This is a genomic window from Chitinophaga alhagiae, from assembly GCF_003568665.1.
In the GTDB taxonomy this organism is placed as follows: domain Bacteria; phylum Bacteroidota; class Bacteroidia; order Chitinophagales; family Chitinophagaceae; genus Chitinophaga; species Chitinophaga alhagiae.
The window spans coordinates 1354669-1377018 of sequence record NZ_QXMH01000001.1 but is presented as its reverse complement, the minus strand read 5'-3'; the positions used below and the strand labels follow the sequence as shown (position 1 = coordinate 1377018).

General features: G+C 55.1%; 19 protein-coding genes, 1 tRNA gene and 1 riboswitch. Of the genes, 7 read left to right on the top strand and 13 right to left on the bottom strand.

What is annotated here, in order from left to right:
- Nucleotides 1–89 precede the first annotated feature (89 nt).
- The 5 genes from D3A97_RS05390 to D3A97_RS05370 all read right to left on the bottom strand — a co-directional run bounded on the left by D3A97_RS05390 (nt 90) and on the right by D3A97_RS05370 (nt 4966).
- Nucleotides 90–803, bottom strand: coding sequence for a hypothetical protein (locus D3A97_RS05390; RefSeq protein ID WP_157986365.1), 714 nt, complete (start codon nt 801–803; stop codon nt 90–92).
- Nucleotides 804–841: 38 nt separating this feature from the next.
- Complete coding sequence (locus tag D3A97_RS05385) at nt 842–1771, bottom strand: 2-dehydro-3-deoxygalactonokinase (RefSeq protein WP_119077376.1); 930 nt, start codon at nt 1769–1771, stop codon at nt 842–844.
- Nucleotides 1772–1883: 112 nt separating this feature from the next.
- Nucleotides 1884–3164, bottom strand: a complete 1281-nt coding sequence (locus tag D3A97_RS05380; RefSeq protein ID WP_119077375.1) for an MFS transporter — start codon at nt 3162–3164, stop codon at nt 1884–1886.
- An 18-nt stretch (nt 3165–3182) separates the two neighbouring features.
- A complete protein-coding gene (dgoD, locus tag D3A97_RS05375) occupies nt 3183–4331 on the bottom strand; it encodes a galactonate dehydratase (protein ID WP_119077374.1) in 1149 nt (382 codons plus the stop codon).
- Between the two features lie 11 nt (nt 4332–4342).
- Nucleotides 4343–4966 carry a bifunctional 4-hydroxy-2-oxoglutarate aldolase/2-dehydro-3-deoxy-phosphogluconate aldolase gene (locus tag D3A97_RS05370; RefSeq protein WP_119077373.1) on the bottom strand — a complete coding sequence of 208 codons (624 nt, stop codon included), beginning with the start codon at nt 4964–4966 and terminating at the stop codon, nt 4343–4345.
- 239 nt (nt 4967–5205) lie between these two features.
- Here D3A97_RS05370 and D3A97_RS05365 point away from each other — a divergent pair, with 239 nt between their 5' ends.
- Nucleotides 5206–6450, top strand: a complete 1245-nt coding sequence (locus D3A97_RS05365; protein WP_119077372.1) for a hypothetical protein — start codon at nt 5206–5208, stop codon at nt 6448–6450.
- 61 nt (nt 6451–6511) lie between these two features.
- On the opposite strand, the gene D3A97_RS05360 is transcribed toward D3A97_RS05365, so the two are convergent.
- Both D3A97_RS05360 and D3A97_RS05355 read right to left on the bottom strand, forming a co-directional pair.
- Nucleotides 6512–6583, bottom strand: a tRNA-Arg gene (locus D3A97_RS05360).
- A gap of 47 nt (nt 6584–6630) precedes the next feature.
- Nucleotides 6631–7200: a MarC family protein gene (locus tag D3A97_RS05355; RefSeq protein WP_119077371.1), complete on the bottom strand. Its 570-nt coding sequence runs from the start codon at nt 7198–7200 to the stop codon at nt 6631–6633.
- Between the two features lie 82 nt (nt 7201–7282).
- Here D3A97_RS05355 and D3A97_RS05350 point away from each other — a divergent pair, with 82 nt between their 5' ends.
- Nucleotides 7283–7867: a helix-turn-helix domain-containing protein gene (locus tag D3A97_RS05350; protein ID WP_119077370.1), complete on the top strand. Its 585-nt coding sequence runs from the start codon at nt 7283–7285 to the stop codon at nt 7865–7867.
- 159 nt (nt 7868–8026) lie between these two features.
- Here D3A97_RS05350 and cobC read toward each other — a convergent pair whose 3' ends face one another.
- The 4 genes from cobC to D3A97_RS05330 all read right to left on the bottom strand — a co-directional run bounded on the left by cobC (nt 8027) and on the right by D3A97_RS05330 (nt 12361).
- Nucleotides 8027–8584, bottom strand: a complete 558-nt coding sequence (gene cobC, locus D3A97_RS05345) for an alpha-ribazole phosphatase (protein ID WP_119077369.1) — start codon at nt 8582–8584, stop codon at nt 8027–8029.
- A gap of 168 nt (nt 8585–8752) precedes the next feature.
- Complete coding sequence (locus D3A97_RS05340; RefSeq protein WP_119077368.1) at nt 8753–9688, bottom strand: ABC transporter substrate-binding protein; 936 nt, start codon at nt 9686–9688, stop codon at nt 8753–8755.
- A gap of 141 nt (nt 9689–9829) precedes the next feature.
- Complete coding sequence (locus D3A97_RS05335) at nt 9830–10429, bottom strand: DUF6580 family putative transport protein (RefSeq protein WP_119077367.1); 600 nt, start codon at nt 10427–10429, stop codon at nt 9830–9832.
- An 18-nt stretch (nt 10430–10447) separates the two neighbouring features.
- A complete protein-coding gene (locus D3A97_RS05330; protein ID WP_198673874.1) occupies nt 10448–12361 on the bottom strand; it encodes a TonB-dependent receptor plug domain-containing protein in 1914 nt (637 codons plus the stop codon).
- Between the two features lie 108 nt (nt 12362–12469).
- A riboswitch (cobalamin riboswitch) is annotated at nt 12470–12691 on the bottom strand.
- 40 nt (nt 12692–12731) lie between these two features.
- On the opposite strand from D3A97_RS05330, the gene D3A97_RS05325 reads away from it, so the two are divergent.
- Nucleotides 12732–14069: an APC family permease gene (locus tag D3A97_RS05325; protein WP_119077366.1), complete on the top strand. Its 1338-nt coding sequence runs from the start codon at nt 12732–12734 to the stop codon at nt 14067–14069.
- A gap of 63 nt (nt 14070–14132) precedes the next feature.
- Nucleotides 14133–15305 (top strand): trans-sulfuration enzyme family protein, encoded by a 1173-nt coding sequence (locus D3A97_RS05320; protein ID WP_119077365.1) that lies wholly within the window; start codon nt 14133–14135, stop codon nt 15303–15305.
- A gap of 204 nt (nt 15306–15509) precedes the next feature.
- Here D3A97_RS05320 and D3A97_RS05315 read toward each other — a convergent pair whose 3' ends face one another.
- Both D3A97_RS05315 and D3A97_RS05310 read right to left on the bottom strand, forming a co-directional pair.
- Nucleotides 15510–16160 (bottom strand): tetratricopeptide repeat protein, encoded by a 651-nt coding sequence (locus D3A97_RS05315; RefSeq protein WP_119077364.1) that lies wholly within the window; start codon nt 16158–16160, stop codon nt 15510–15512.
- A 116-nt stretch (nt 16161–16276) separates the two neighbouring features.
- Nucleotides 16277–16783: a lipocalin family protein gene (locus tag D3A97_RS05310; RefSeq protein WP_157986363.1), complete on the bottom strand. Its 507-nt coding sequence runs from the start codon at nt 16781–16783 to the stop codon at nt 16277–16279.
- Nucleotides 16784–17163: 380 nt separating this feature from the next.
- Between D3A97_RS05310 and D3A97_RS05305 the strand changes: the two genes are divergently transcribed.
- From D3A97_RS05305 to D3A97_RS05295, 3 genes are all read left to right on the top strand, one after another.
- Nucleotides 17164–17763, top strand: coding sequence for an RNA polymerase sigma factor (locus D3A97_RS05305; RefSeq protein ID WP_119077362.1), 600 nt, complete (start codon nt 17164–17166; stop codon nt 17761–17763).
- 64 nt (nt 17764–17827) lie between these two features.
- Nucleotides 17828–18721 carry a FecR domain-containing protein gene (locus D3A97_RS05300; RefSeq protein ID WP_119077361.1) on the top strand — a complete coding sequence of 298 codons (894 nt, stop codon included), beginning with the start codon at nt 17828–17830 and terminating at the stop codon, nt 18719–18721.
- A gap of 283 nt (nt 18722–19004) precedes the next feature.
- Nucleotides 19005–22349 carry a SusC/RagA family TonB-linked outer membrane protein gene (locus D3A97_RS05295; RefSeq protein WP_198673873.1) on the top strand — a complete coding sequence of 1115 codons (3345 nt, stop codon included), beginning with the start codon at nt 19005–19007 and terminating at the stop codon, nt 22347–22349.
- Nucleotide 22350: the final 1 nt, after the last annotated feature.

Sequence of the window (22350 nt, the reverse complement as noted above, 5' to 3'; positions counted from 1 at the left end):
AAGGCTTTGTCATTGCTGGAAAGCTATGCTAGACGCGCTATATTGAGCACAGGGGAAAGGGCTGGCTCGGTTGCCCTCTTATAATTAGCTCATTCCTTCGGATCAGGCATTGCCGCAAACTCCTCCATCCCCTCCTCCGGGCGTATAAAACCCAGCTGCGGGCGTCCCACCAGTGCTCCCATCCCCACGCCGCACCGTAAAAAGTAGATCTGCCCTGGCCGTACGTCCACTATCACTTCTTCCCGTGCCTCCGTGCGTGCCCATATTTTGATTTCGCCGTTGTGGGGCAATTTGATCGTGAACTTGCAGCCATTTTCTACCCGGCCCACCAGGGAGTCATTCACGTGCAGGTTGTACCCCACCGCCCAGCCGTAGCCGCCTTTGGGGCGGTACACGCAGAGCAGGGAATAGGAAGCGGTGTCAGGCAGCATGGCCTTCAGCGCTGTTTCTTGCCTGGCGCGCCTTTCCTCCAGCATGGCCGGCAGGTCTTCCTGGTAATAGATGTCTGCCCGCAGGCGGTAGCAGGTGCTGAGGGCGTCAGGTCTTTTGAGCTGTGTTATTTTCACAATGTTGGCGCCCTGGCTTCTGGCTTTGTTGCGGGCTTCTTCCATGGTTTGTTCGTACCCGCAGCGCATTTTGAAACCGCCGTCTTTGATCCGTATGTTGCCAATGTGTTTGGCGGAAGTGGGAGCAGCCTCGTTTTCCTGCAATATGAGTATGGGTGTACCGGCGGAAAGCGCCTGGCAGAAAGCGATGGCCGGCATCAGCAGGCAGGCCGTCAAGAGAGCGAAGAAATGCTTCATAGGTATAATTATCTGGGCACTAAAATACAAAACGGCCGTTAGTGCCGCAAATTTGAAATAACGGCCTGTTGCCCGTGTATCAGTGCTTCATCCGCATCTATCACCGCCGCTACATCAATTTGAAGTACTCGGCAGGCCAGTGTATAAAGCGGGGTATGCAGGGGGCCCGCCACCAGGTATACAGGCAGGCGGGGCGGAACATCTTTCAGCTCCGAACCAATGAGCAGGCCGCTTAAATAAAAGTGGTTATGTGCCGGCGGTACCTTTTTGAGCAACTGGTTAGTGCGTACCATAAAGGCCGCATGCAGCAGGTTGCCGGTACGCCCGGCGTGTACTCCTTCCGTAAAGATATCCTGGCAGGCGGGGTCATCTAGCTGGCCGCCAGCACTCACCGATGCGGCCAGGATACTGTGGGTGGACAGCAGGTCAAAAAATTCGCCCGTCATGAAAGATTGAAAACGCAGTGCCTGCCTGCGGTGTACCGTTACGTGCTTTGGATGGGTACCGGGCATGAGCAGCAGTTGTTCCTGCTCCGTATCCGGCAACCACGCGGCGCAGCCTGTTATTTTGGTTTCCTCGCCGCGCATGACGTCATGCCCGCTGCTGGCGCCGGAAATAATGATAAAACGGTTAAAGGTCCGTACCGCCAGGTCTGCCCCGCTCAGGCTGAAGGGCAGCTCTTTGTAAGGCAGCTCCGTCATGCCAATGCTGGAAGACGCCATGCCGGACAGTACTACGGGCACCTCCTGCAGCGGCAGGCCTGTTTTTTCCGCCAGCGTAGCGATCTGCCGGTTGATAATAGCGGCAAAAAAGTCTTCGCGGGGCAAGGATGTTTGCTGCCACTGCTGGTAGGTGCCGGCAATGCCGGTACCTGATCTTTCTTCTGCCGTTACCTTCAGGCTCCCGGCTTCTACCAGTCTTAACCGGAATGAGCTGGTGCCCCAGTCGCAGCTTAAAAAATGGTCCATTTGCTGCTATGTTTATAGATCGTTCTGTTCAATACAGCCCATGCCTGCTGTTCTCCTTCCATGAACACTATCCCGGTGGCTGCTAATATCATCACTTTCCCAACCATGAACACTATTCATCGCCCGCAATTTTTATCCTTTCCACGTTCCCCACCAGGAAGATATATGAACAGGCGCCCACTACGCCCAGCACCGCCACAAACACCAGCGCCGGCGCAAAGCTGCCGCCGCTGGCCAGCACGCCGATCACAATGGGCACAATGATGCCCGCCAGCTGGCCAATAAAGTTAAACACCCCGCCTGTAAGATTGATGAGGTGCTTGGGCGCCAGTGTGGATACAAATATCCAGGTGATGGAGGCAAAGCCTATCCCGAAGAAGGAGAGGGACATAAAAAAGATGATGAGGCCGGGTGTATTTACGTAGTTGGCGCCCACTATGAAGGCGGATATCAACAGGCCTATGATGATGGGCCATTTGCGCGCCTTGGCGGGAGATGTGCCTTTCTTGACGAGGTAATCAGACAGGAAGCCGGAACATAAAATACCGATAAACGCCGCCAGGTAAGGCACAGAGGCCCAGTAACCGGATTTGATGAAGTCAAGCCCGCGGTAGTCTACCAGGTATTTCGGGAACCAGGTGAGGAAAAACCAGGTGGTGGCGTTCACGGCAAACTGGCCAAGGTAGATGCCCCAGAGCTTGCGGTAAGAAAGCACGGCCTTCAGGTCTGCCCAGCGAAAGGCGGATCTCTTTGCCGCCTGCTGTTTGTCCAGCAGGCCGCCGCCGCTTTCAATATGCTGCAGCTCTGCGTTGTTCACGGCCTTGTGCTGATGCGGGTCCCGGTAAAAGATGTACCACACTATGCCCCATATAATGCCAATGAGGCCGGTCACTACAAACAAGCCTTTCCAGCCTACTTCAAGCTGGATGCTTGACAGCACCGGCATCAGGAAGGCCAGGCCCAGGAATTGCCCGGAGGTATACACGGCAATGGCGGAAGCCCGTTCGTTGTCAGGGAACCAGTTGCTCACCACGCGGTTGTTGATGGGGAAGGCCGGCGCTTCAAACACGCCGGTGGCCATGCGCAGGCCGAAGAGCGTGGCAAAACCCTTTGCAAAACCCTGCATGACGGTGGCGAGCGACCAGGCTATGAGGCTGAACGCGTACAGGATGCGGGGGCTGAAGCGGTTCACCAGTATGCCGCCGGGTATCTGGAAGGCCAGGTACGTCCAGCTGAAGGCGGAGAAGATCAGCCCCAGTTGTACGGGGGTGAATTGAAATTCCTTGTCTATTTCAGAAGCGGCCACGGCCAGGTTGCTCCTGTCCATGTAGTTGATCACCACGTTCACAAATATCAGGAACAGTACCTGGTAGCGTATTTTAGTAGGTTTCATCAAGTTGCAGATCTGTGTTTACCATTCCGCCACACTGCCATCTGTATGCCGCCATACGGGGTTGCGCCAGTTGTGCCCTTCGGCGGCCATTTTTCTTACATGCGTTTCGTTGATCTCTATGCCAAGGCCCGGTTTGGCGGGAATGTCCACATAACCGTCTTTATAGTGGAACACGGTTTTATCCGCCAGGTAGTCCAGCAGGTCGCTGCCCTGGTTATAGTGGATGCCCAGGCTTTGCTCTTGTATAAAGGCGTTATGGCAGGTAGCGTCTACCTGCAGACAGGCGGCCAGAGCAATGGGCCCGAGCGGGCAATGGGGGGCCGCGGCCACGTCAAAGGCCTCTGCCATGGAGATGATCTTTTTACATTCGGTGATACCGCCGGCGTGGGAAACATCTGGCTGAATGATGTCTGCATAACCTTCTTTCAGCAATGTTTTGAATTGCCATTTGGAGAACATGCGCTCGCCGGTGGCAATGGGGATGGCCACATGCTGTGCAATGTCCCGCAGGTCTTCGTTGTTTTCCGGCAGTACAGGCTCTTCAATGAACATGGGGCGGAAGGGCTCCAGTTCTTTGGCCAGTATTTTGGCCATGGGTTTGTGTACGCGGCCGTGGAAGTCGATGCCGATGCCCATGCCCGGCCCGCCGGCTTCCCGCACCGCGGCAATGCGCTGAATGGCGGCGTCAATTTTTTCATAGCTGTCTATGTACTGCAGCTCTTCGGTGGCGTTCATTTTTACGGCCAGGAAACCCTGCTCCGCCATTTTGCGGGCGGCCAGCCCTACTTCCGCCGGGCGGTCGCCGCCGATCCAGGAGTAGACCTTCATTTTATCCCGTGCCTTGCCGCCCAGCAACTGGTGAACGGGGGCGTTGTAGTATTTGCCTTTAATGTCCCACAGCGCCTGGTCAATACCGGCAATGGCGCTCATCAGGATGGGGCCGCCGCGGTAGAAGCCGGCGCGGTACATCACGTTCCAGTGGTCTTCAATATGCATGGGGTCTTTGCCCAGCAGGTATTCCATCAGCTCGTCTACCGCTGTTTTAACGGTGGCGGCCTTTCCTTCTATTACGGGTTCTCCCCAGCCGGTAATGCCTTCGTCTGTTTCTATTTTGAGGAACAGCCACCGCGGCGGCACCTGGAACAGTTCGTAACTTTTTATTTTCATAACGTCTTTTTTCAGGATTGAATGGCCTTGATGAACTGCCGCGATCTTTCGGTCAGCTGCTGTAGGTATGCCGGGGTAACGGCCGCCTTTGCGTTCACCAGTGCGCTGCCGATGCCGAAGCCCGCGGCCCCGGCTTGCCGGAAGTCCCGGATATTTTCAGGCGTGATGCCGCCGGTGGGCAGCAGGTGCATTTTGGGCAGGGGCGCGGCAATGTCTTTGATGTAAGCGGGAGACGTGGCGGGGAATATCTTGATCATGTCTGCGCCCTGTTTGTAAGCGGCATAAACTTCCGTGGCGGTGTAAGCGCCCGGTATGCTGACCATGCCCAGGTCCCGGGCGGCTTTGATCACTTCCGGCTCCAGGATGGGAGAAAGAATGAAACGCGCTCCCGCCGCGGCCGCATCGCGGGCGGCGGCGGCATCCAGTACGGTGCCTGCGCCGATGATCATTTTATCGCCCATTTTGGCGGATACTTCCCTGATAACGGCCAGCGGCTCCAGGGAGTTCATGGTGACCTCCAGCAGCCGGATACCGCCGGCGTACATGGCCTCGGCCAGCAGGAGCACGTCTGCCGGCTGCACGCCGCGTATGATGGCAATAACTTTGTGTTCGAGTATTTGTGAGAGCGTAGACATGGAATTTATTTCGGTGTTGAATGATGAAAGATAGAAATAAAGAAGTGTATTTTCAACATTTCCGACCTGCGCACCCCACCCGAGCCTCCCGTTACCCCTCCGGGAAATAAATATTTCCAGCCGTTCTTCCGGAAATGTCAATTTTTTAATTAACTTTGAAATACAAAGTGCTTTGAGTAAACGGCACTACCTGTCAAAAAGTCTCTAAAAACAATGACAATCAATTCATTAAAGAGTTTATGAAAGACGAAATATTATCCAACCTCAACGATCCCGCGCAGCTGGAAAAGCTGTACAGGGCCAATAAATCAGCCTTTAAGGAAGCATTCAGCGCATTGCTGCCGGAGCTGAAAGACAACAGCCTCACCGGCTTCTGGAACGCCCGGCTGAATTTCACCAGGGAAGAAATTTCCTGGGGTACCGCCAGGGACCTGCTGTTTGTGATCGTTGCCGCACTGGTGGCCGGCCTCATTGCCAAACTGCCGGCGTTCCTCCATATAGATGAAGAGCTTTTCTATACCAGGAACATCAGTTTTATCGTTTTCCCGGCGTTAATGGCCTACTTTGCCTGGAAGAACAGGCTGTCTGCCGGCAAGGCCGCTTTCATAACCGGCGCAATGCTGGTTGGAGTGGTCTTTATCAACGCCTTCCCCGCAGACCCCAAAAGCGATACCCTGGTGCTGTCATGCATCCACCTCGCCTTGTTCCTATGGTCTTTGCTTGGTTTCGTTTTTGTTGGCGGAGCTTTGAATGATCTGGAAAAGCGGCTCGGTTATTTAAGGTACAATGGTGACCTGATCGTGATGACAACGCTCATCGTCATAGCAGGGGCTATCCTGACCGGGGTAACTCTCAGCCTTTTCCGGCTGATAGGACTGGATATTGAGCATTTTTATTTTAACTACATAGTGGTGTTCGGGCTGCCCGCGGCGCCCATCCTCGGCACCTGGCTTACCCAGGCCAATCCGCAGCTGGTAGGGAAGGTCTCACCGGTCATCGCCAGAATTTTCAGTCCGCTCGTATTGGTGATGCTGGTCATCTATCTTGTTGCCATTATTTATTCCGGCAAAGACCCCTATAACGACCGGGAGTTCCTCCTGATCTTTAACGCCCTGCTGGTAGGTGTAATGGCCATCATTTTCTTTTCCGTGGCGGAAATATCCAAAAACGCCAAAAACCTGCGCGAGGTGTGGGTACTTTTCCCGCTGTCTGTTGTCACCATTATAGTGAATGGCATTGCGCTGTCTGCCATCCTGTTCCGGATCGTGGAATGGGGTATCACGCCCAACCGTGCGGCGGTGCTGGGCGGCAATACTTTAATGCTGATCAACCTGGTGCTGGTGGCCGTGCAGCTCTACAAGGCGCTGGTGAAAAAGACAGATATTTCCGGGGTGGGAACGGTGATTTCTTTGTACCTGCCGCTCTATTTTGCCTGGACCATCATTGTGACCTTCCTGTTCCCGTTGATATTCGGTTTCAGGTAGCGGGGCATCATTAGCAATAAAAAAAGGCGCCGGGTTTACCGCCGCCTTCTGTAAAAACTCGTAGCCTCGCCTGGAATCGAACCAGGATCTGGAGCTTCGGAAACTCTTATACTATCCATTGTACTACGAGGCCGAAAAGGTCTGCAAAGCTAAACTAATTTAACAATTTCCGAAACATTTTTATAGCGTGCCGATGTTGCTCTTGAAAATGCGCACCGCAATGGCCAGCAGTATCACGCCAAAAAACTTGCGTACCACCATCAGCCCCGCTTTGCCCAGGATGCGCTCGATCCAGCTGAGGGAGCGCAGCACCACGTAAATGATCAGCAGGTTGACCAGGATGCCGGCCAGTATGTTGTAATCGCCAAAGTCCGCTTTGAGGGACATAATAGTGGTCAGCGTACCGGAGCCGGCTATCAGCGGAAAAGCAATGGGCACCAGGCTGCCGGTTTTCGTGTCCTGGTCGCTTTTGAAAAATTCTATGCCCAGTATCATTTCCAGCCCAATGATGAAGATCACAATGGAGCCGGCTACCGCAAAAGATTGCAGGTCTACGCTCATCAGCTTCAGGAACGCTTCCCCCACCAGCAGGAACGCCACCATCAGCACGCCCGAAGCCAGCGTGGCCTTCACAGCGCTGATCTCGCCTATCTTCTCCTTCAGCGAAAGCAGTATCGGTATGGAACCAAGGATGTCTATTACGGCAAACAGGGTAAAGCCAACAGTGATGATCTGGTCTAAACTGAACATATGATGGAATTTTGGCAAAAGTAGGGCATTCTTCCCCCCAATATGCACTAAAATATTTAATTTGTCACTTATTTGAACGGGTATGCGAGAAGATATTATTATCCAGATCAGTAACAAGATCAAGGAGAAAAGGAAGGCGAAGGGAATTACCGTACAGGAGCTGGCGGACAAGGCAGATGTGAGCAAGGGGCTCATTTCACAGATAGAGAACAACCGTACCGTGCCCTCGCTGCTGGTGCTGGTCAACATTATACGGGCGCTGGACCTGGGCATGAACGAGTTTTTCATAGATATCAGCGAGCATCAGCAGGCCGCCAAAGTGATCATTAAAAGAAAAGACGAATACCAGGCCTTTGAAAAGGAAAGCGCCAGGGGCTTCCAGTACAGACGCATTCTTGCCCGCAGCATCAAGGGCGGCCCCACGGATTTTGTGCTGCTGGAACTGAAGCAGGGCGCCCGCCGCAACCAGCTTGTAAAAACAGACGCCTACGAATATAAATACGTGATCAGCGGCACCGTGGAGTACCTGATCAACGGGGAGTCCCATATTCTCCACACGGGAGACTCCATTTTTTTCGATGGCCGCCTGGGCCACAAACCTTCCAACATCGGGGAGAACGATGCCCTGCTGCTGGCCGTTTATTTCTTCCAGGAAACTGAAAAATAAGGGGGTACAAGCCGTATAACCCTGCCCGGCCGCCGTTGTGTCACTCACTTCAGCGGCAGGAAGCCTGTGTCTTATCCTGAAAAAACTTTACAGAGGGGTATGTTAATACTGATTTGGCTTTACAGTTGGCGGGCAAAGTAGTGTCTTATCGCAAAAACCTTACAGGTTCACACCTTTCACTTCCAGGCCTTTTCCGTTCAGATGCAAGTGTGCCACGCGCCCGTATTCCACCCTGATCTTGTAAGAAGCCTCAATGGGCGTGTTGCTGGCATAGGCCAGTATGGAGCGGATCACGCCGCCATGGGTAACAATGGCGGTATCCTGGCCGGATGCAATGATCTCCCGGAAGGCAGCTATGCTGCGGTTATAGAGTTGCGTATAGCTTTCGCCGTTGGGCATGGGCCGGTGCAGGTAGTCGGCCATCCAGTCCTGTGCGGTGGTTTCGGGAATATTGTCCCAGGGTTTCATTTCCCAGTCGCCAAAGTTCACTTCCTTCAGCCGCTCGTCTGTCTGGAAAGTGCCGCCAAAGAGGAAATGCGCCAGTTTGCTGCAGCGTTGCAGCGGACTGGCAAATACCGTAAAGTTTTTGCCGGGAAGAATTTCCTGTACACGGGTGGCTTCCGCGGTAAAAGTAGGTGCAAGGTCAAGGTCGGCAAATCCGTAGCAGGTCCCGTAGGTAATGGCAGGCGTGGTGTGCCTGATCAGAAAAATGTCCATATCAGGGCGCAAATATACAACTCTTTCGGGGAGCGGGGCGGCAGGTGATGGATAAGCGGCGCATGGTGTTGGAGCTGAATGCGCAAAACGTTCTACGGCCCCGCAGCAGGCCAGCGCATCCGGTATGCAGGCTTCAGCCAGCCTCCTATACTGCCGCTGCACAGGGCATCAGCTTACAGCGCCAACTTGCGCCATCACCCGGAACTTGTGCGCCAGCCCTGCCGGCGCGGCAAATACGCCGGGGTGGAACAGGTGAGCCAATACTTCCACGCCATCTACCAGCGTGCTGGCGCTGGGTTGGGTAAAGAGGTCGTAGTCCGCCAGGTACACTTCATGCTGGCGTACGGCCTGCAATTGCTCCCAGCCGGGCACGCGGGTAAGCAGGTGCAGCTCTTCCGCGGAACGTTCTGTCAGAAAGCCGCAGGGCGCTATCACCAGCACTTCCGGGTCATAACGGAGAATTTTTTCCCAGGGTGTTACAATAGAATCTCCCGCCGGGTTGGAGAGCATGTCTACCCCGCCCGCATAGGCCACCTGGTAAGGTATCCAGTGGCCGCAGTTATACACCGGCGCCATCCATTCCATGATCATCACGCGGCGCAGCGGCGCCCGGTGGGCGCGCAGGCGGTCCGTTACCCCGTCCAGCCGCTGTTGCAGGCCGGCCAGGTAGCGGTAGGCGGCGGCCTCTTCGCCCAAAGCCTTTCCAATGGTTATGGCGCAATTAAAAACATCCTGCAGGTTATTGGGGCTGAGGCTCACCAGTTCCGGCTGTTTGGGCAGTTTGTACACTGCCTGCTGTGTGCAATGGGTATCTATCTGGCATACCTCGCAAACATCCTGCGTAAAGATCACATCAGGCGCTATGGCGGCCAGCAGCGGCTCATCTACATAGTACAGGCTTTTGCCCTGCGCTTTGGACGCGGAAAAGATGCGGTCTATTTCTTCGCTGCTGTATTGTTTGCCTTCCAGCACGCAGCGCACCACCTTCTGCTTTTCGGCCAGTGCGGCGGGCGGGCATTCAAAAGTGATGCCGTTCAGCAGGTGCTGCAGGCCCATGTCATAGATCATTTGCGTGGCGGCGGGGAGAAAGGAAGAAGCGGTCATAGCGGAATGTGCTGTAATGAAAGTGAAAGAAGGGCATTTGCTTTTTTTGCCCGGTATGGCAAAAGCCGGAAGGGACGCTTGTTGGCATGCACCTTCCGGCTATTTGCCTGGTAAACAACGGGGCGCCGTTGGCGGGAGCGTCTACCGGTGAACGGCCAGCGCCGGTATCTTGTGCTGCATGTATTCAAACAGCCCGAAGAAAATACCGCTGTATACCAGGTTACTGAGCAATGTGTTTTTCAGGAAGGGCAGGCCCATGGCGTAGCACTTCATCAGCCCCTGCCAGTCTTTCGTGTAGGCCACGCCGGTAGTCATGTCAATATTGGAAGGGCTCATCCATGTACCGAAATCGGCTATTAGCCAATACAGTACGGCGGCCGCTATGGAAGCCGCCACTATGGGCAGCACCCGTACTTTTTTGATCAGCAGCTGCCCTGTAAGCACCACGGCCGCAAACCCCAGGTAGTTCCAGTACCAGCCGTCAAACAGGAAGCCGCTGGCGTATTGTTTGTATACCGTTTGCATCATGATCACGTCACTGAGAAAAAGCGTGGCCAGCGGGAACAGGTAGCTTTTCCACCGGTCTGCAAAATAGGCGCCGCCAAACAAGGCCATGGCGCCCAGCGGGGAAAAGTTGGAGAAAGGCGTAATATGCCCTGCTGCCGTAACGCGCAGCACGCCTGCCACTATAATGAACAGCAGCAGTACTATGAAACGGGGCTGTAAGTTTTTAACTGACATATAAAAATGATTGAGCGTTTACAGTTGAAAGGCAATGCCGGCCTGCATGGTGAAACCCTGTACGGAGTAGCCGTAAATTTCCCAGTACTTCCGGTTGTTGGTGATGTTATTGGCGTTCAGGAACAGGCGGCCGTTGCCGGTGAAGCGGTACTCGGCGTACATGTCCCAGATGGTGTAGGCTTTCAGCGGTTGCGGTACGCCGGTGAAGGCGCCGGGGGCGTAATATATATCGTCCCGGTCACCGGTGTGGCGGATGTTGGCGCCTACATAGAACTTGGAGAAACGGTAGCCGATGTTGAGGCCGCCGGTGTGGGCGGGGCGGCGGGCCAGGTTGTTGTAAGACGTGTCTTTCCCCGGCGTGGCGGCCACGGTGGTAACAGCGCCGTCCACATACGTGTAGAACGCTTTGATGTCAAGCCCTTTTACCGGGTGGGCGGTTACTTCCAGCTCCACGCCTTTATCGTTCTGTTTGTTGTAGTTAACGTATTGGTAGTTGATGTAGGAGATCACGTCTTTAATATCCCTCTTGAACCCTGTAACGCGCAGTTCCAGCTTGTCTTGCAGCAGGGAGGCCTGTGCGCCGCCCTCATAACTGGTGGCCTTTTCAGGCTTCAGGCCGGGGTTGCCCCACTGGCTGTAAAGGGAGGTAAGCGTAGGCGCTTTGAAACCGGTAGAAATGTTGACGAACAGCTTCACTTTATCCCGGATCATATAAGAAGGGTTGATGCTGTACGTGAAGTGGTTGCCGAACTGTGAATGCAGGGTATACCGGCCGCCGGCTTCAAGGCTGAACCCGTACAGGTCTTTGATGAAGAGAGACAGGTAGGGGCTGGTATTGTACTGGGTGCCGATGCCGAAGGTGCCGGTGTTGATGAGCGTGGTGTCCATCAGTTCTGATTTGCGGTACTCCACGCCCGCCAGCGCCTGCAGCCAGCCGGTAATATTGTAATGCGCGTACAGTTCCCCGAAATAGGAGCGGCCGTCCAGGTCGGTAACGCCCCAGGAAGATTCATCGTGGCGGGTTACTTTCTGGTAGCCGAAGTTGGCGTGCAGCTGGCCTTTGCCCAGGTCGTACAGGCCGCGCATGCCGGTGTGCAGCATGTTGGACTTGTTGTTGTTGGTCTTGCTGTCCTGGAAAGAGCCGGCATCGTAGCTGCTTTTATAATCTGAATAGATCAGGAAGGGCGTAAAGCGCAGCTGTTCGGTGGCCTGTATACCGAAATTGGCCATCAGGCTGCTTTGTTTATAACCGTCGCGGTCAAACTGCGGGTTGGTAACGGTATCAAAGGGGGCGGCCTCGGAAATGCCGTCTGTTTCAAAATGGGTGAAGGCCACGTTGTAGTCTACATTGTCACGCTGGCCGCGCAGCCCCGCCGTGCCTTTGATGCTGCGGTTGCTGCCCCAGGCCAGGTTGCCGAAGCCGTTCAGCGGTTTGCCGCTGCCTTTGCGGGTAATCACGTTGATCACCCCGGCAATGGCGTCTGCCCCGTAGAGGGTAGACTGGGTGCCGCGCAATATCTCAATGCGCTCAATGGCGTCTATGGGCAGCAGGCGCAGGTCAATGGCGTTGCCGGTAAGGCCCGTGGCGTCCCCTACGGGAATACCGTCCAGCAAAATGGTGGTGTATTGCGACGTAGCACCCCTGAAATACAGTTCCTTGTTTTTGCCGGGGTTGGAACCGGCGCCGTTGATGAGGATGCCGGCCTGCTCGTTGAGCACGTCCGTAACGGTGCGGCCCACGTTCCTTTCAATTTGCTCCCGCGAGATCACGGTCAGTACCTTGCCGGTCTCGCTTTGTTTTTTGGCGAATTTGGTAGCCGTAACAACTACGGTGTTGAGTTGAGACACGTGCGCGGTGTCTTCCTGCGCAAAGCCGGGCCGGCCCAGGGCCAGCAGGCTGAATGCCATCAGCGAAAAGCTCGTTGTTTTCATGTAAGTGAACAGGTTGATAATTTTTATACGCGCGGAAGGGGGAAAATTGAAAATGTATAGCATGCGGTTGCGCACATACACCCTCCGCTTTTCACCCGAAAGCGCGGACTGAATACGAGGTATGCGGCAGGTCTTCTGGCTCTCCCGCTTTCCGGTGGTACCTTCCCATTCCGCCGGGCGGAACAGTGGTTGCAGATACCGGAAAACGTTCCCTTTATATCGGGAGCGGGATTACAGCTACGGGGATAGCTCCGGATTTACACCGGATTCCCTATTAATGCCCTGTGTGCGAGTGGCTCGCGCCGGGCAACCGTTTACCGGCAGCAAACCTACGGATATTTTATGTAAATAATCGGTTATCTTGTATAGCATGAGTATTAAACCAAAGCTGGGTCCCTTTGACCTTACCATGATCGTAGTGGGGCTGGTGATTGGTATGGGCATTTTCAGAACACCCGTCAGCGTGGCGCGGGAAACAGGTACGCCGTTGCTGTTCTATACCGTATGGGTGCTGGGAGGCCTGGTTACGCTCTGCGGGGCGCTTACTTATGCGGAAATAGGCTCCCGTTACCCCGTGGCGGGCGGGTTTTACAAGGTGCTGTCTTACGGCTTCCATCCCGCCTATTCCTTTATGATCAACTGGACGCTGGTTATCTCCAACGGCGCCTCCATTGCGGCGGTAGCGCTGGTGGGGGCGGAATACATTGGCCCGGTGCTGTTGCCCGAGGCCATGCAGCACGAAGGCGGGCGCAAGACCATTGCCATCACCGCCGTTATTGTGCTTTATATTATCAACATGCTGGGCATCCGCATGAGCGCCAGCTGGCAGAACGTGCTCACCGTGTTCAAGATCACCCTGGTGCTGCTGCTCTGCCTGGCCGCTTTCAGCAACTCCGTGGCGCCTCCCGTGGCGCAGGCGGTAACGCCGGTGTCTCACGGCTGGGCCTACATTTTTGGGGCGGCGCTGGTGCCCGTGTTCTTTACCTATGGCGGTTACCAGCAAACCATCAACTTCGGCAGCGATGTGCGGGAGCCGTCCAGGAACATGCCCAAAGCCATTTTTCTCGGCATCGGCATCATCCTGCTGCTGTACATTACGGTGAACTACGCCTATGTAAAAGTGCTGGGCTTTGAGCAGCTCAAACATACCGATGCGCTGGCCGCCCGCATGGTGGCCGTGTTTTTCGGGGAGTACGGGTTCAAGATCACTTCCGTACTGCTCTTCCTGTCCGTGCTCGGCTACGCCAATGTGAACCTGATGAGCAACCCCCGCATGTATTACGCCATGGCGGAAGACGGGGTGCTGCCCGCCGTGTTCAAACGGGTAAACAGCAAAACGCAGGTGCAGGAAGTGGCGCTATCCGTGTTTGCCGCCATGGTGGTGGGCATGCTGTATTTCATGAACAATTTCGACAACATTATCCGGTACGTGATGCTGTTCGATACCATTGGCCTGGCTTCCGCGGCCGCCACCATTTTCATCCTCCGCAAAAACACCGCCCACCTCAACAATACGGGCATCTACAAAATGAAACTGTACCCCCTGCTCCCCGCTTTTTTTATTACCGTTTACCTGTTTGTTACCGTCAACATCTTTATCAAAGACATTGAGCAGGCCCTGAGCGGCATGGTATGGTTCGTGGTGGGGCTGCCCATCTACTTTTTCATGAAGCGGGCGGTGCGGCCGGCCGGCAACCCGGAAGCATAGTTTTGCCGCGCAATGATTCCGGTACGCGGATTGTTGCGTACTTTGTGGGCAGTTTTTATGCATATGGATTTATCTTATATAATTAATGAGCTGGGCGAAGAGCGGGAACACTATTTTAATGCCATTGCTCCACCTATTGTACAGAGCAGCAATTTTGCCTTTGACACGGTAGCGGCCCTGCGTGACCTGTTGCTGGACGAATACAACGGCTTTCTGTATTCAAGGGGCAACAATCCGACCATAGATATTTTGCGCCAGAAACTGGCCGCGCTGGACGGCGCTGAAGATGCGCTGGTATTCAGCAGCGGGGCGGCGGCCATTTTTGCGGCCGTGCTCTCGCAGGTAAAAAAGGGAGATCATGTGGTATGCGTGCGCGATCCTTACAGCTGGGCGCGGCGCTTGTTCGAAAATATATTGCCCCGCTTCGGCGTAGACACTACTTTTGTAGACGGCACCCGCACGGCCAATTTTGAGGCCGCCCTGCGCCCCCATACCAGCCTGATCTACCTGGAGTCTCCCAACTCCCTCACATTTGAGCTGCAGGATGTGGCGGCCGTGGCCCAACTGGCGCGCAGCCGCCATATCACCACCATCATAGACAACAGTTATTGCACCCCGCTGTACCAGCAGCCTTACCTGGCGGGCATAGACCTTTGCCTGCAGTCCGCCACCAAATTCATCAGCGGGCATAGCGATACCATGGCCGGTGTGCTGACGGGCAGCCGGGACAGGATACGCCGCATTTTTGCCTCCGAGTTCCTGAACATCGGCAGCGGCATTGCGCCGTTCAACGCCTGGCTGCTGCTGCGGGGCCTGCGCACGCTGGAAATACGCCTGCAAAGGAGCGCAGACAGTACCCGTAAAGTGGTGAGCTGGTTGAAAACCCATCCCCGGGTGCGGAAAATATACTTCCCGCTAGACCCTGATTTTCCGCAATACGAACTGGCCGCGCGGCAAATGAAAGGGGCCGCGGGCCTGGTCACCATTCAGCTGAACGCGGGCAGCCGCGGGCAGGTAGAGGCTTTTTGCAACTCCCTGCAACACTTTCTGATGGCCGTATCCTGGGGCGGCCATGAGTCCCTCGCTTTCCCTGCCTGCGCAACGCTGCGCACGGAAGATTTTGACGTGAACGATCCCAGGCACAGCCTGGTGCGCCTGTACATCGGGCTGGAAGATGCGGATTACCTGGTGGCCGACCTGGAGCAGGCGTTGAAGAAGATGGGCGAGGTGGAATGAGCGGGGAAAGGGATGTTTGAACGGGGTGGAACATAGCATAAACCGCAATATGCTTACCCGGCAAGAACATGCCATATGCAAAGGCACCGGTGAATGGCAATATCGCACCGGCATCGGGAATACCGCTTTAACCAGAATGTGATATAAAAAGCTGACCCGGCCCTTATGAGGCCGGGTCAGCTTTTTATACAAAAGTTCCTTGCATCAACCGGGCATCCGGCTGATGTATTTTTCCATTTCCTTGATCTGCCCTACGATCTGTTGCGTAGTGGGCTTCTGCGCCTTGGCGCGGCGGAAGTAGTCTTTCGCGGTCTTGAAATCGCGGCGGCTCATGGCAATAGAGCACAGCGTGAGCAGGGCCGCGGCCGTGTTCTCTTTATCGGGCAGGCCCAGGCGTACCGCCTTTTTCAGGTTCGTGTCCGCCGTTTTGATGTCGTTCTTCTGGTAGGCAATGGTGCCCAGCTGGAAAAACTGCATGCCCTCATATTCCTTCATGGGGCTGCCGGACTTGATGCTTTGTTTCACCGCGGCCTCCGCCTTGTCAAGGTCCTGGTTGTACATGGCCAGGTTGCTTTGCATGAAATAGTATACAGAGCGGATGGGTTTATAAAGCAGCTTCGGGAATTTGATCTGGTTCATGATGCGCATGGCATTTTCCACATCGCCGGCTTCTACGGCTTCCTGTACCAGCCGCATGGGGCCAAAAAGAAAGTGCGTAACGATACATACAACGGCCAGCACCAGCACAATGGCGGCTTCCCACCAACCAAAGGCAACTCCGAGGGCAATACCCGCCGCCAGCAGCACAATGCCCAAAGGCAGGCGGTATTTGATAAATAAGTTAAATGCTTTCATAATATTTGAACGAAGGGCAAAGATACAATAACTAAAAAGGAAAAAACCAGGTAAAATGCCCGGTTTTTTCCTTTTTCGAATAAAAATGCGTGGCCCCCTGAAAGCGGGTGGCCGTCTTAATTTCTGTTGAAAGTGTATACGATGTAGGCGGTTTTTCCGTCAACATTCACGGGAGCGCGCCATACCATGGTGGTATTGTCTACGGAAGACAGTTCCACGGAGTAACCGTCTGCCGTGTTCTTTGCCTTTACGCCCTGCAGCAGCTCCTTGAACTTGAACATAATGACGCCGCCTTCGTTACGGGTAGACCACATGATGCTTTGTGTAGCGGCATTGCAGCCTTCCCCTGTTGAGGTGATGGCGTAGGAGCCGTACCCGTTCTCCGGCAGGTTCCACTGGCTGCCTTCCAGGCAGGCGGGGGGAATGTTGGAAAATACCGTGCTGATCCTGGAGGTGGAGGGCATGCCTTCAAAGTTTACATTGTTCAGCGTCCACTTGCCCTTGGCGGCCCGGTGGGTGCTGTTGGCAGTGGGGGCACTGGCTCCCTGCTGGGAGGCGCAAGCGCTCAGCAGCATGGCCGCTGCGCCGAAAACAGTAAACAGGCGGATCAATTGCTTTGTCATTGTTTGGATGTTTTTGCTGGATGGATAACAAATTTCCGGCCAAAAGTGTTGTTGCCGGGCAAACGGTTGGGCATAATAAATAAACAGCCCGGTCACGTATTTTGTCCATTCACGCCATACCGGCATGCCCGCAAACGGGTACCGCCTACATTTGCACCGTTGATAACCCCGTTCATGCACCCCGGATATATACATCAACGTTCACATATGAAATTAACAATGAGACACCCCCGCAGGGCATTTGCGGGGCATGGGAAAGCCTTATAGGAATATGCTGCTAATATGACGGGCGCGGGCTTCTGCCTGTGCCTTTTCTTTTCACGCCCATCTTTTCGCCGTTATTCCTTATTTTACACCTGACTAAATCGAATATTCTGCTCATGCCGGATACCTATGATCAGGGTAATGATCTTACGGACTATTGGAATGCAGTGAGAACTGGCAATTCCCGGGCATATGCACAGATCCACGGCCAATTACATCCGGTATTGTACCGGTACGCCTTTGCCATGCTCGGGGATGAAGAGCTGGCGCAGGATGTGGTGCAGGAGCTGTTTATCCACATCTGGTACAAAAAGGAAAAAATAGGAGCGTTGCAAAATGTGCGCGCTTTCTTTTTTACCGCCCTCCGCCGCCGCGCCCTCAACCAGTTGAGAGGCCTGCGTAACCTGCAGATACTGACCCCCGCGGAGCCGGATATTGAATTTTCCGCGGAAGACATCGTGATCGGCCAGGAGCAGCAGGCCGCCCTGCAGCAACAGATCAGCCGTTACCTCAACCAGTTGCCCAAACGGCAGAAAGAAGTGCTCTTCCTCCGCTTTTACGAAGAGCTGCCCTATACGGAAGTGGCCGCCATTATGAAGGTGAACTACCAGTCCGTGATCAACCTGGCCCACAAGGCCATTACCCAGTTGCGCGCCCAGATGGGTAAATTGCCGCTCTGGTGGCTGTTCTTCTCTGTTCTCTCAAAAATTCTCTGAAAAAAGCCGGTTAAAAAGAGTATCCCCCGCCCGGCGTTGTGTCTTATAATAAACAGCGGACGTTATGGACGATCAATTTTCACCGCAGGAGCAGGACCGCCCGCCCTTCCGCTTTCGCCGGCAGGAAGTGCCGGAAGAAAGCACAGCGGCCAGCTGGCAGCACATTGCTTCCCGCCTTTCCGGGAAAAAGACCGGTACCGGCAGGCGCCGCGTATGGATGGCCCTGTCTGCCGTGGTCATGCTGCCCGTTTTAGCGTACGCCTCTTATTTTATGTATTGCCACATTGTAGCCAACAGCACAAAAGAATACCATACGGCTTACGGGGAAATAAAACGGGTAGTGCTGCCAGACAGCTCCGTCGTATTTCTCAACGCCAACTCCACCCTGCGCGTGCCGCTGGAGTGGCCCCCTGAAAAGGGCCGCAGCGTTTGGCTGGACGGAGAGGGCTATTTTGAGGTCAGCAAAAGGAAAGGTACGCCCAATGCCCGTTTTGTTGTACACACGCCGGCTATAGACGTGGAAGTGCTTGGCACAAAATTTAATGTAAATATGCTGGGGCAGCGCACCACGGTGTCATTAAAAGAAGGCAAGGTGCAACTGACCGCCAAGGCGCCCATCAGCAAGGGGAAGAGCGTGTTCATGATGAAGCCGGGAGATGAGGTGCTGGTGGGGAAAAACTTTTCGCAACTGAAGGAAGCCATCAATACGGAACTGATCGCAGACTGGCGTAATCACCGCTACCACTTTGACAATACGTCCATGGCGGATATTTCCGACATGATACTCAACAAGTTCGGGTATACTGTGGTGATACTGACGCCGGAGCTGGAACAGCGTACCATCAGCGGGGACCTGTATGCCGAGAACATCAGGCAGCTTTCCCGCGCGCTGTCTATCACCATGAACATTAATATTGAAACTAAAGACGAGCAGATGTTGTTCTCTATAAAAGATTAAGAGCAGCATATACCAAAATCGGATCGAAGAATACTGACAGTTCCTGAAAGAAAAACTGGTTAAGTAAGGCTTATCAATATCAACCCAATTTTTGACCTGGCCGTTCCATATTATGAAATCGACAGTATTGTTGCATAGCGCCTTGTTGCTTGCGGTTGCAGCGATCACTCCCGGAGGGTCTCTTGCCGGCCACCCGCAGGATGTGACCGCCGCCCGCCGGGCACAGCGCGCAAAGCAAGATGTGTCGGTTCCCTGGCAACAGCAAAAAACACTTTTGCAACTGTTGAAGGAAATTCATAGAACATATAAAATAGACCTGCTGTACGAGGCTAAAAACCTGCCAAAGGTAAAGGTAGACTTCACGCCCGCCGCATATGACAATGTGGAGGACATGCTGAAGGCGCTGCTCACGCCGTACGGGCTGCAGGCGCAGGCGGTGCAACCCAATACCTGGGCCATAGTGCCGCTGCGGGAAGAGCCCAACGGCAAACCCAGGCCGGCGGCGCCCGGCAAACAGCAGGCGGCGGAAGATGCACAGCAGAACGCGGCCCTGCTCCGGTTGCAGGGCGCGGCCAACATGACGGTACACGGTTCCGCACCTGACACGGTGAAAAGGGTCAGGATATCCGGCCGTATCACAGACAGCGAAAATGCGCTGCCGCTGCCCGGCGTGGCGGTAATGGTAAAAGGCGATATGCGCGGCGCGCAAACGGATGCGGACGGCAGGTATACGGTAGATGCGGTGCCCGGCAAGGTGCTGGCCTTCAACCTGCTGGGCTACGAATCACGCCAAGTAACGGTGTCGGCCCAACGGAATATTGACCTGGCGCTGGATGTGAGCAACCGCGCGCTCAATGAGGTGGTGGTGGTAGGGTACGGCAGCCTCCGTAAAAGCCTGGTTACCGGCGCTATTTCTTCCGTAAAGGGTACGGACCTGGCCAGTGTTTCCGCGGGGCGGGTAGAACAGGCCCTGCAAGGCCGCGCGGCAGGCATCATGATATTGCCCGTATCCGGCTCGCCCGGCAGCGGTATGCGGGTGCGCATCCGCGGCACCGGCTCCAACGGCTCCTCCGAACCGCTGTATATCATAGACGGTATGCGCGCCGGTAATATGGAATACCTGGACCCTTCTGAGATTGCATCTGTAGAAGTGCTGAAAGATGCGGCATCCGCCGCTATCTACGGCGCGGAAGGGGCCAACGGCGTAGTGATCATCACCACCCGCTCCGGCCAGCGGGATGCAACGCCCCGCGTGGAATACAACATGCAATACGCCAGCCAGTCCATTCACAAGCCCATGAAAATGATGAACGCGGAACAGTACGCCCGCTACCTGGCGGATGCGGGCACTTCCGGCACTATCCCCGACCCCGCGGAATGGGCGGGTAAACAGGGTACCGCGTGGATGGACGAGATCACGCAAAACGCCCCCATGCAGCGCCACTCGCTCAACTTCAGCAGCGGCACGGAAAGGTCTACCTACCTCCTGGGCGCTTCCATGTTCCACCAGAACGGGGTCATAGGCGGAGAAAAAGCCCGCTTTGACCGCTATACGGTACGCCTCAATACGGACCACCAGGTGAAATCCTGGCTCAACGTGGGCAACCGCCTCTCTTACGCTTATTTTAAAAGGAACGGGGTATCGGAAGATTCCGAGTTCGGCGCCGTGATCAACAGCGCCATCATGATGGACCCCACCATGCCCATGGTATACACCGGCGCCCTGTCTCCCCGCGCGCAAAAAGCGCTGGACGACGGGTATACGCTGGTGAAAGACGCCAACGGCCGCTACTACGGCATTTCAGATTATGTGTTCGGAGAGGCCGGCAACCCCCTGGCGCAGATAGACATCACCCACAATACCACCACGCAGCATAAAATAACCGGCAACGTGTACGCGGAAGCGCAGCCGCTCGCCAGCATCAAAATAACCACCCGCTTCGGCATAGACGCCATGTTCCTCCGCAGCCATGCCTGGATGCCGTCTTTTTATTTTAATGCCAGCCGCCTCAATACTTCCCCCGGCACATTTGACAACAACGAGAACTGGAACAACTGGCAATGGGAGAACTTTGCCACTTACAGCCGGAAAATAAATTATCACGACTTCAGCCTCCTGGCGGGCATGAGCGCCCTGCGCCGTAATTATAACCGGCTCAACGGCAGCGCCTACGGCATGTTCAAGGAACAGAAGAACTTTGGCTATCCCGATTTTTTGCCGGATGGCCAGGACCGCATCGGCGGGGTGCAGACCAGCACCTCCATGGTATCTTATTACAGCCGCCTGCAGTATAATTATAAAGACAAATACCTGCTGAACGCCACCCTGCGCCGGGACGGCTCTTCGCTGCTGCCACCGCAGAACACCTGGGGCACCTTCCCCTCCATATCCGCCGGCTGGATAGCCACCAACGAGGCCTTTTTCCCCCAGCTGCCGCTCAACTACCTGAAGCTCCGCGCCAGCTGGGGGCAAAACGGCAGCATTGCCAATATCAACATCGGTGACTGGCAGGCGCTCATCACCACGCAGAGCATCAGCTACCCGGATGCGGACGATAATTTCCACAGCGGCGCGGAACCTGCCGGCCTGGAAAACCGTTTCCTGAAATGGGAGGCCAGCGAGCAGCTGGACTTTGGGGCGGATATGGGGTTTTTCGACAACCGGTTGAGCATTACCGTAGATTATTATAACAAGACCACCAAGGGCCTGCTCACGCCCGGTACGGTGCCCAGCTTTGTGGGCAATGTACTGGCCACGGTGAACGGCGGCGACGTGCGCAACAAAGGCTGGGAGTTTGAACTGCTGTACCGCAGCAACAGCGCCCGCGCTTTTACGTTTGAACTGGGCATGAACCTTACCACTATTCACAATGAGGTGATCCGGCTCAACGAGTTCGTAGACCGCCTGCCCGGCTCCAACGTGGGCACCGGCTGGCGCGCAACCTGGTTTGAAAAGGGGTACCCCATCTGGTACTTCCGCGGCTATAAAACAGCCGGTATTTTCCAGGACCAGAAAGAGGTGGACGCCTATACCGCGCGTATCAAAATGACCGTACCGCCCAAGCCCGGAGACCCTGTTATCCTGGACATGGACGGAGACGGCACCATCTCCAACAGCGACCATACTTTCATTGGCAGCCCGCACCCCAACGTGGTGTACGGCGCCAACCTGCGCATGGCGTACAAGGGGGTTGACCTGGTGGTGCTGGTACAGGGGCAGGCCGGCAATGATGTGCTGATGGGGTTTAACCGCGTAGACCGGCCCACGGCCAACCGGCCCGAATTTTTCTATAAAGACCGCTGGACGGGAGAAGGCAGCACCAACGAATGGTTTGCGCCCAATACCAACAGCGAGTTTGTATACAACAGTGACATGATGCTGTTTGACGGTTCGTATATGCGTGTGCGGCAGTTGCAGTTGGGGTATACATTGCCCGAGCGCCTGATCAAACGCATCCGTTTCCGCAATGCGCGTGTATACGGGTCGCTGGACAATTTTTTTACGCTGACAAGATATAAAGGAATGGACCCGGAGGCCGGCAGCAATGACGTGAACAGCCTGGGGGTGGACAGGGGGGTGTACCCCATTCCCCGCTCCGCCGTAGTGGGCCTTTCCTTCAGTTTTTAAA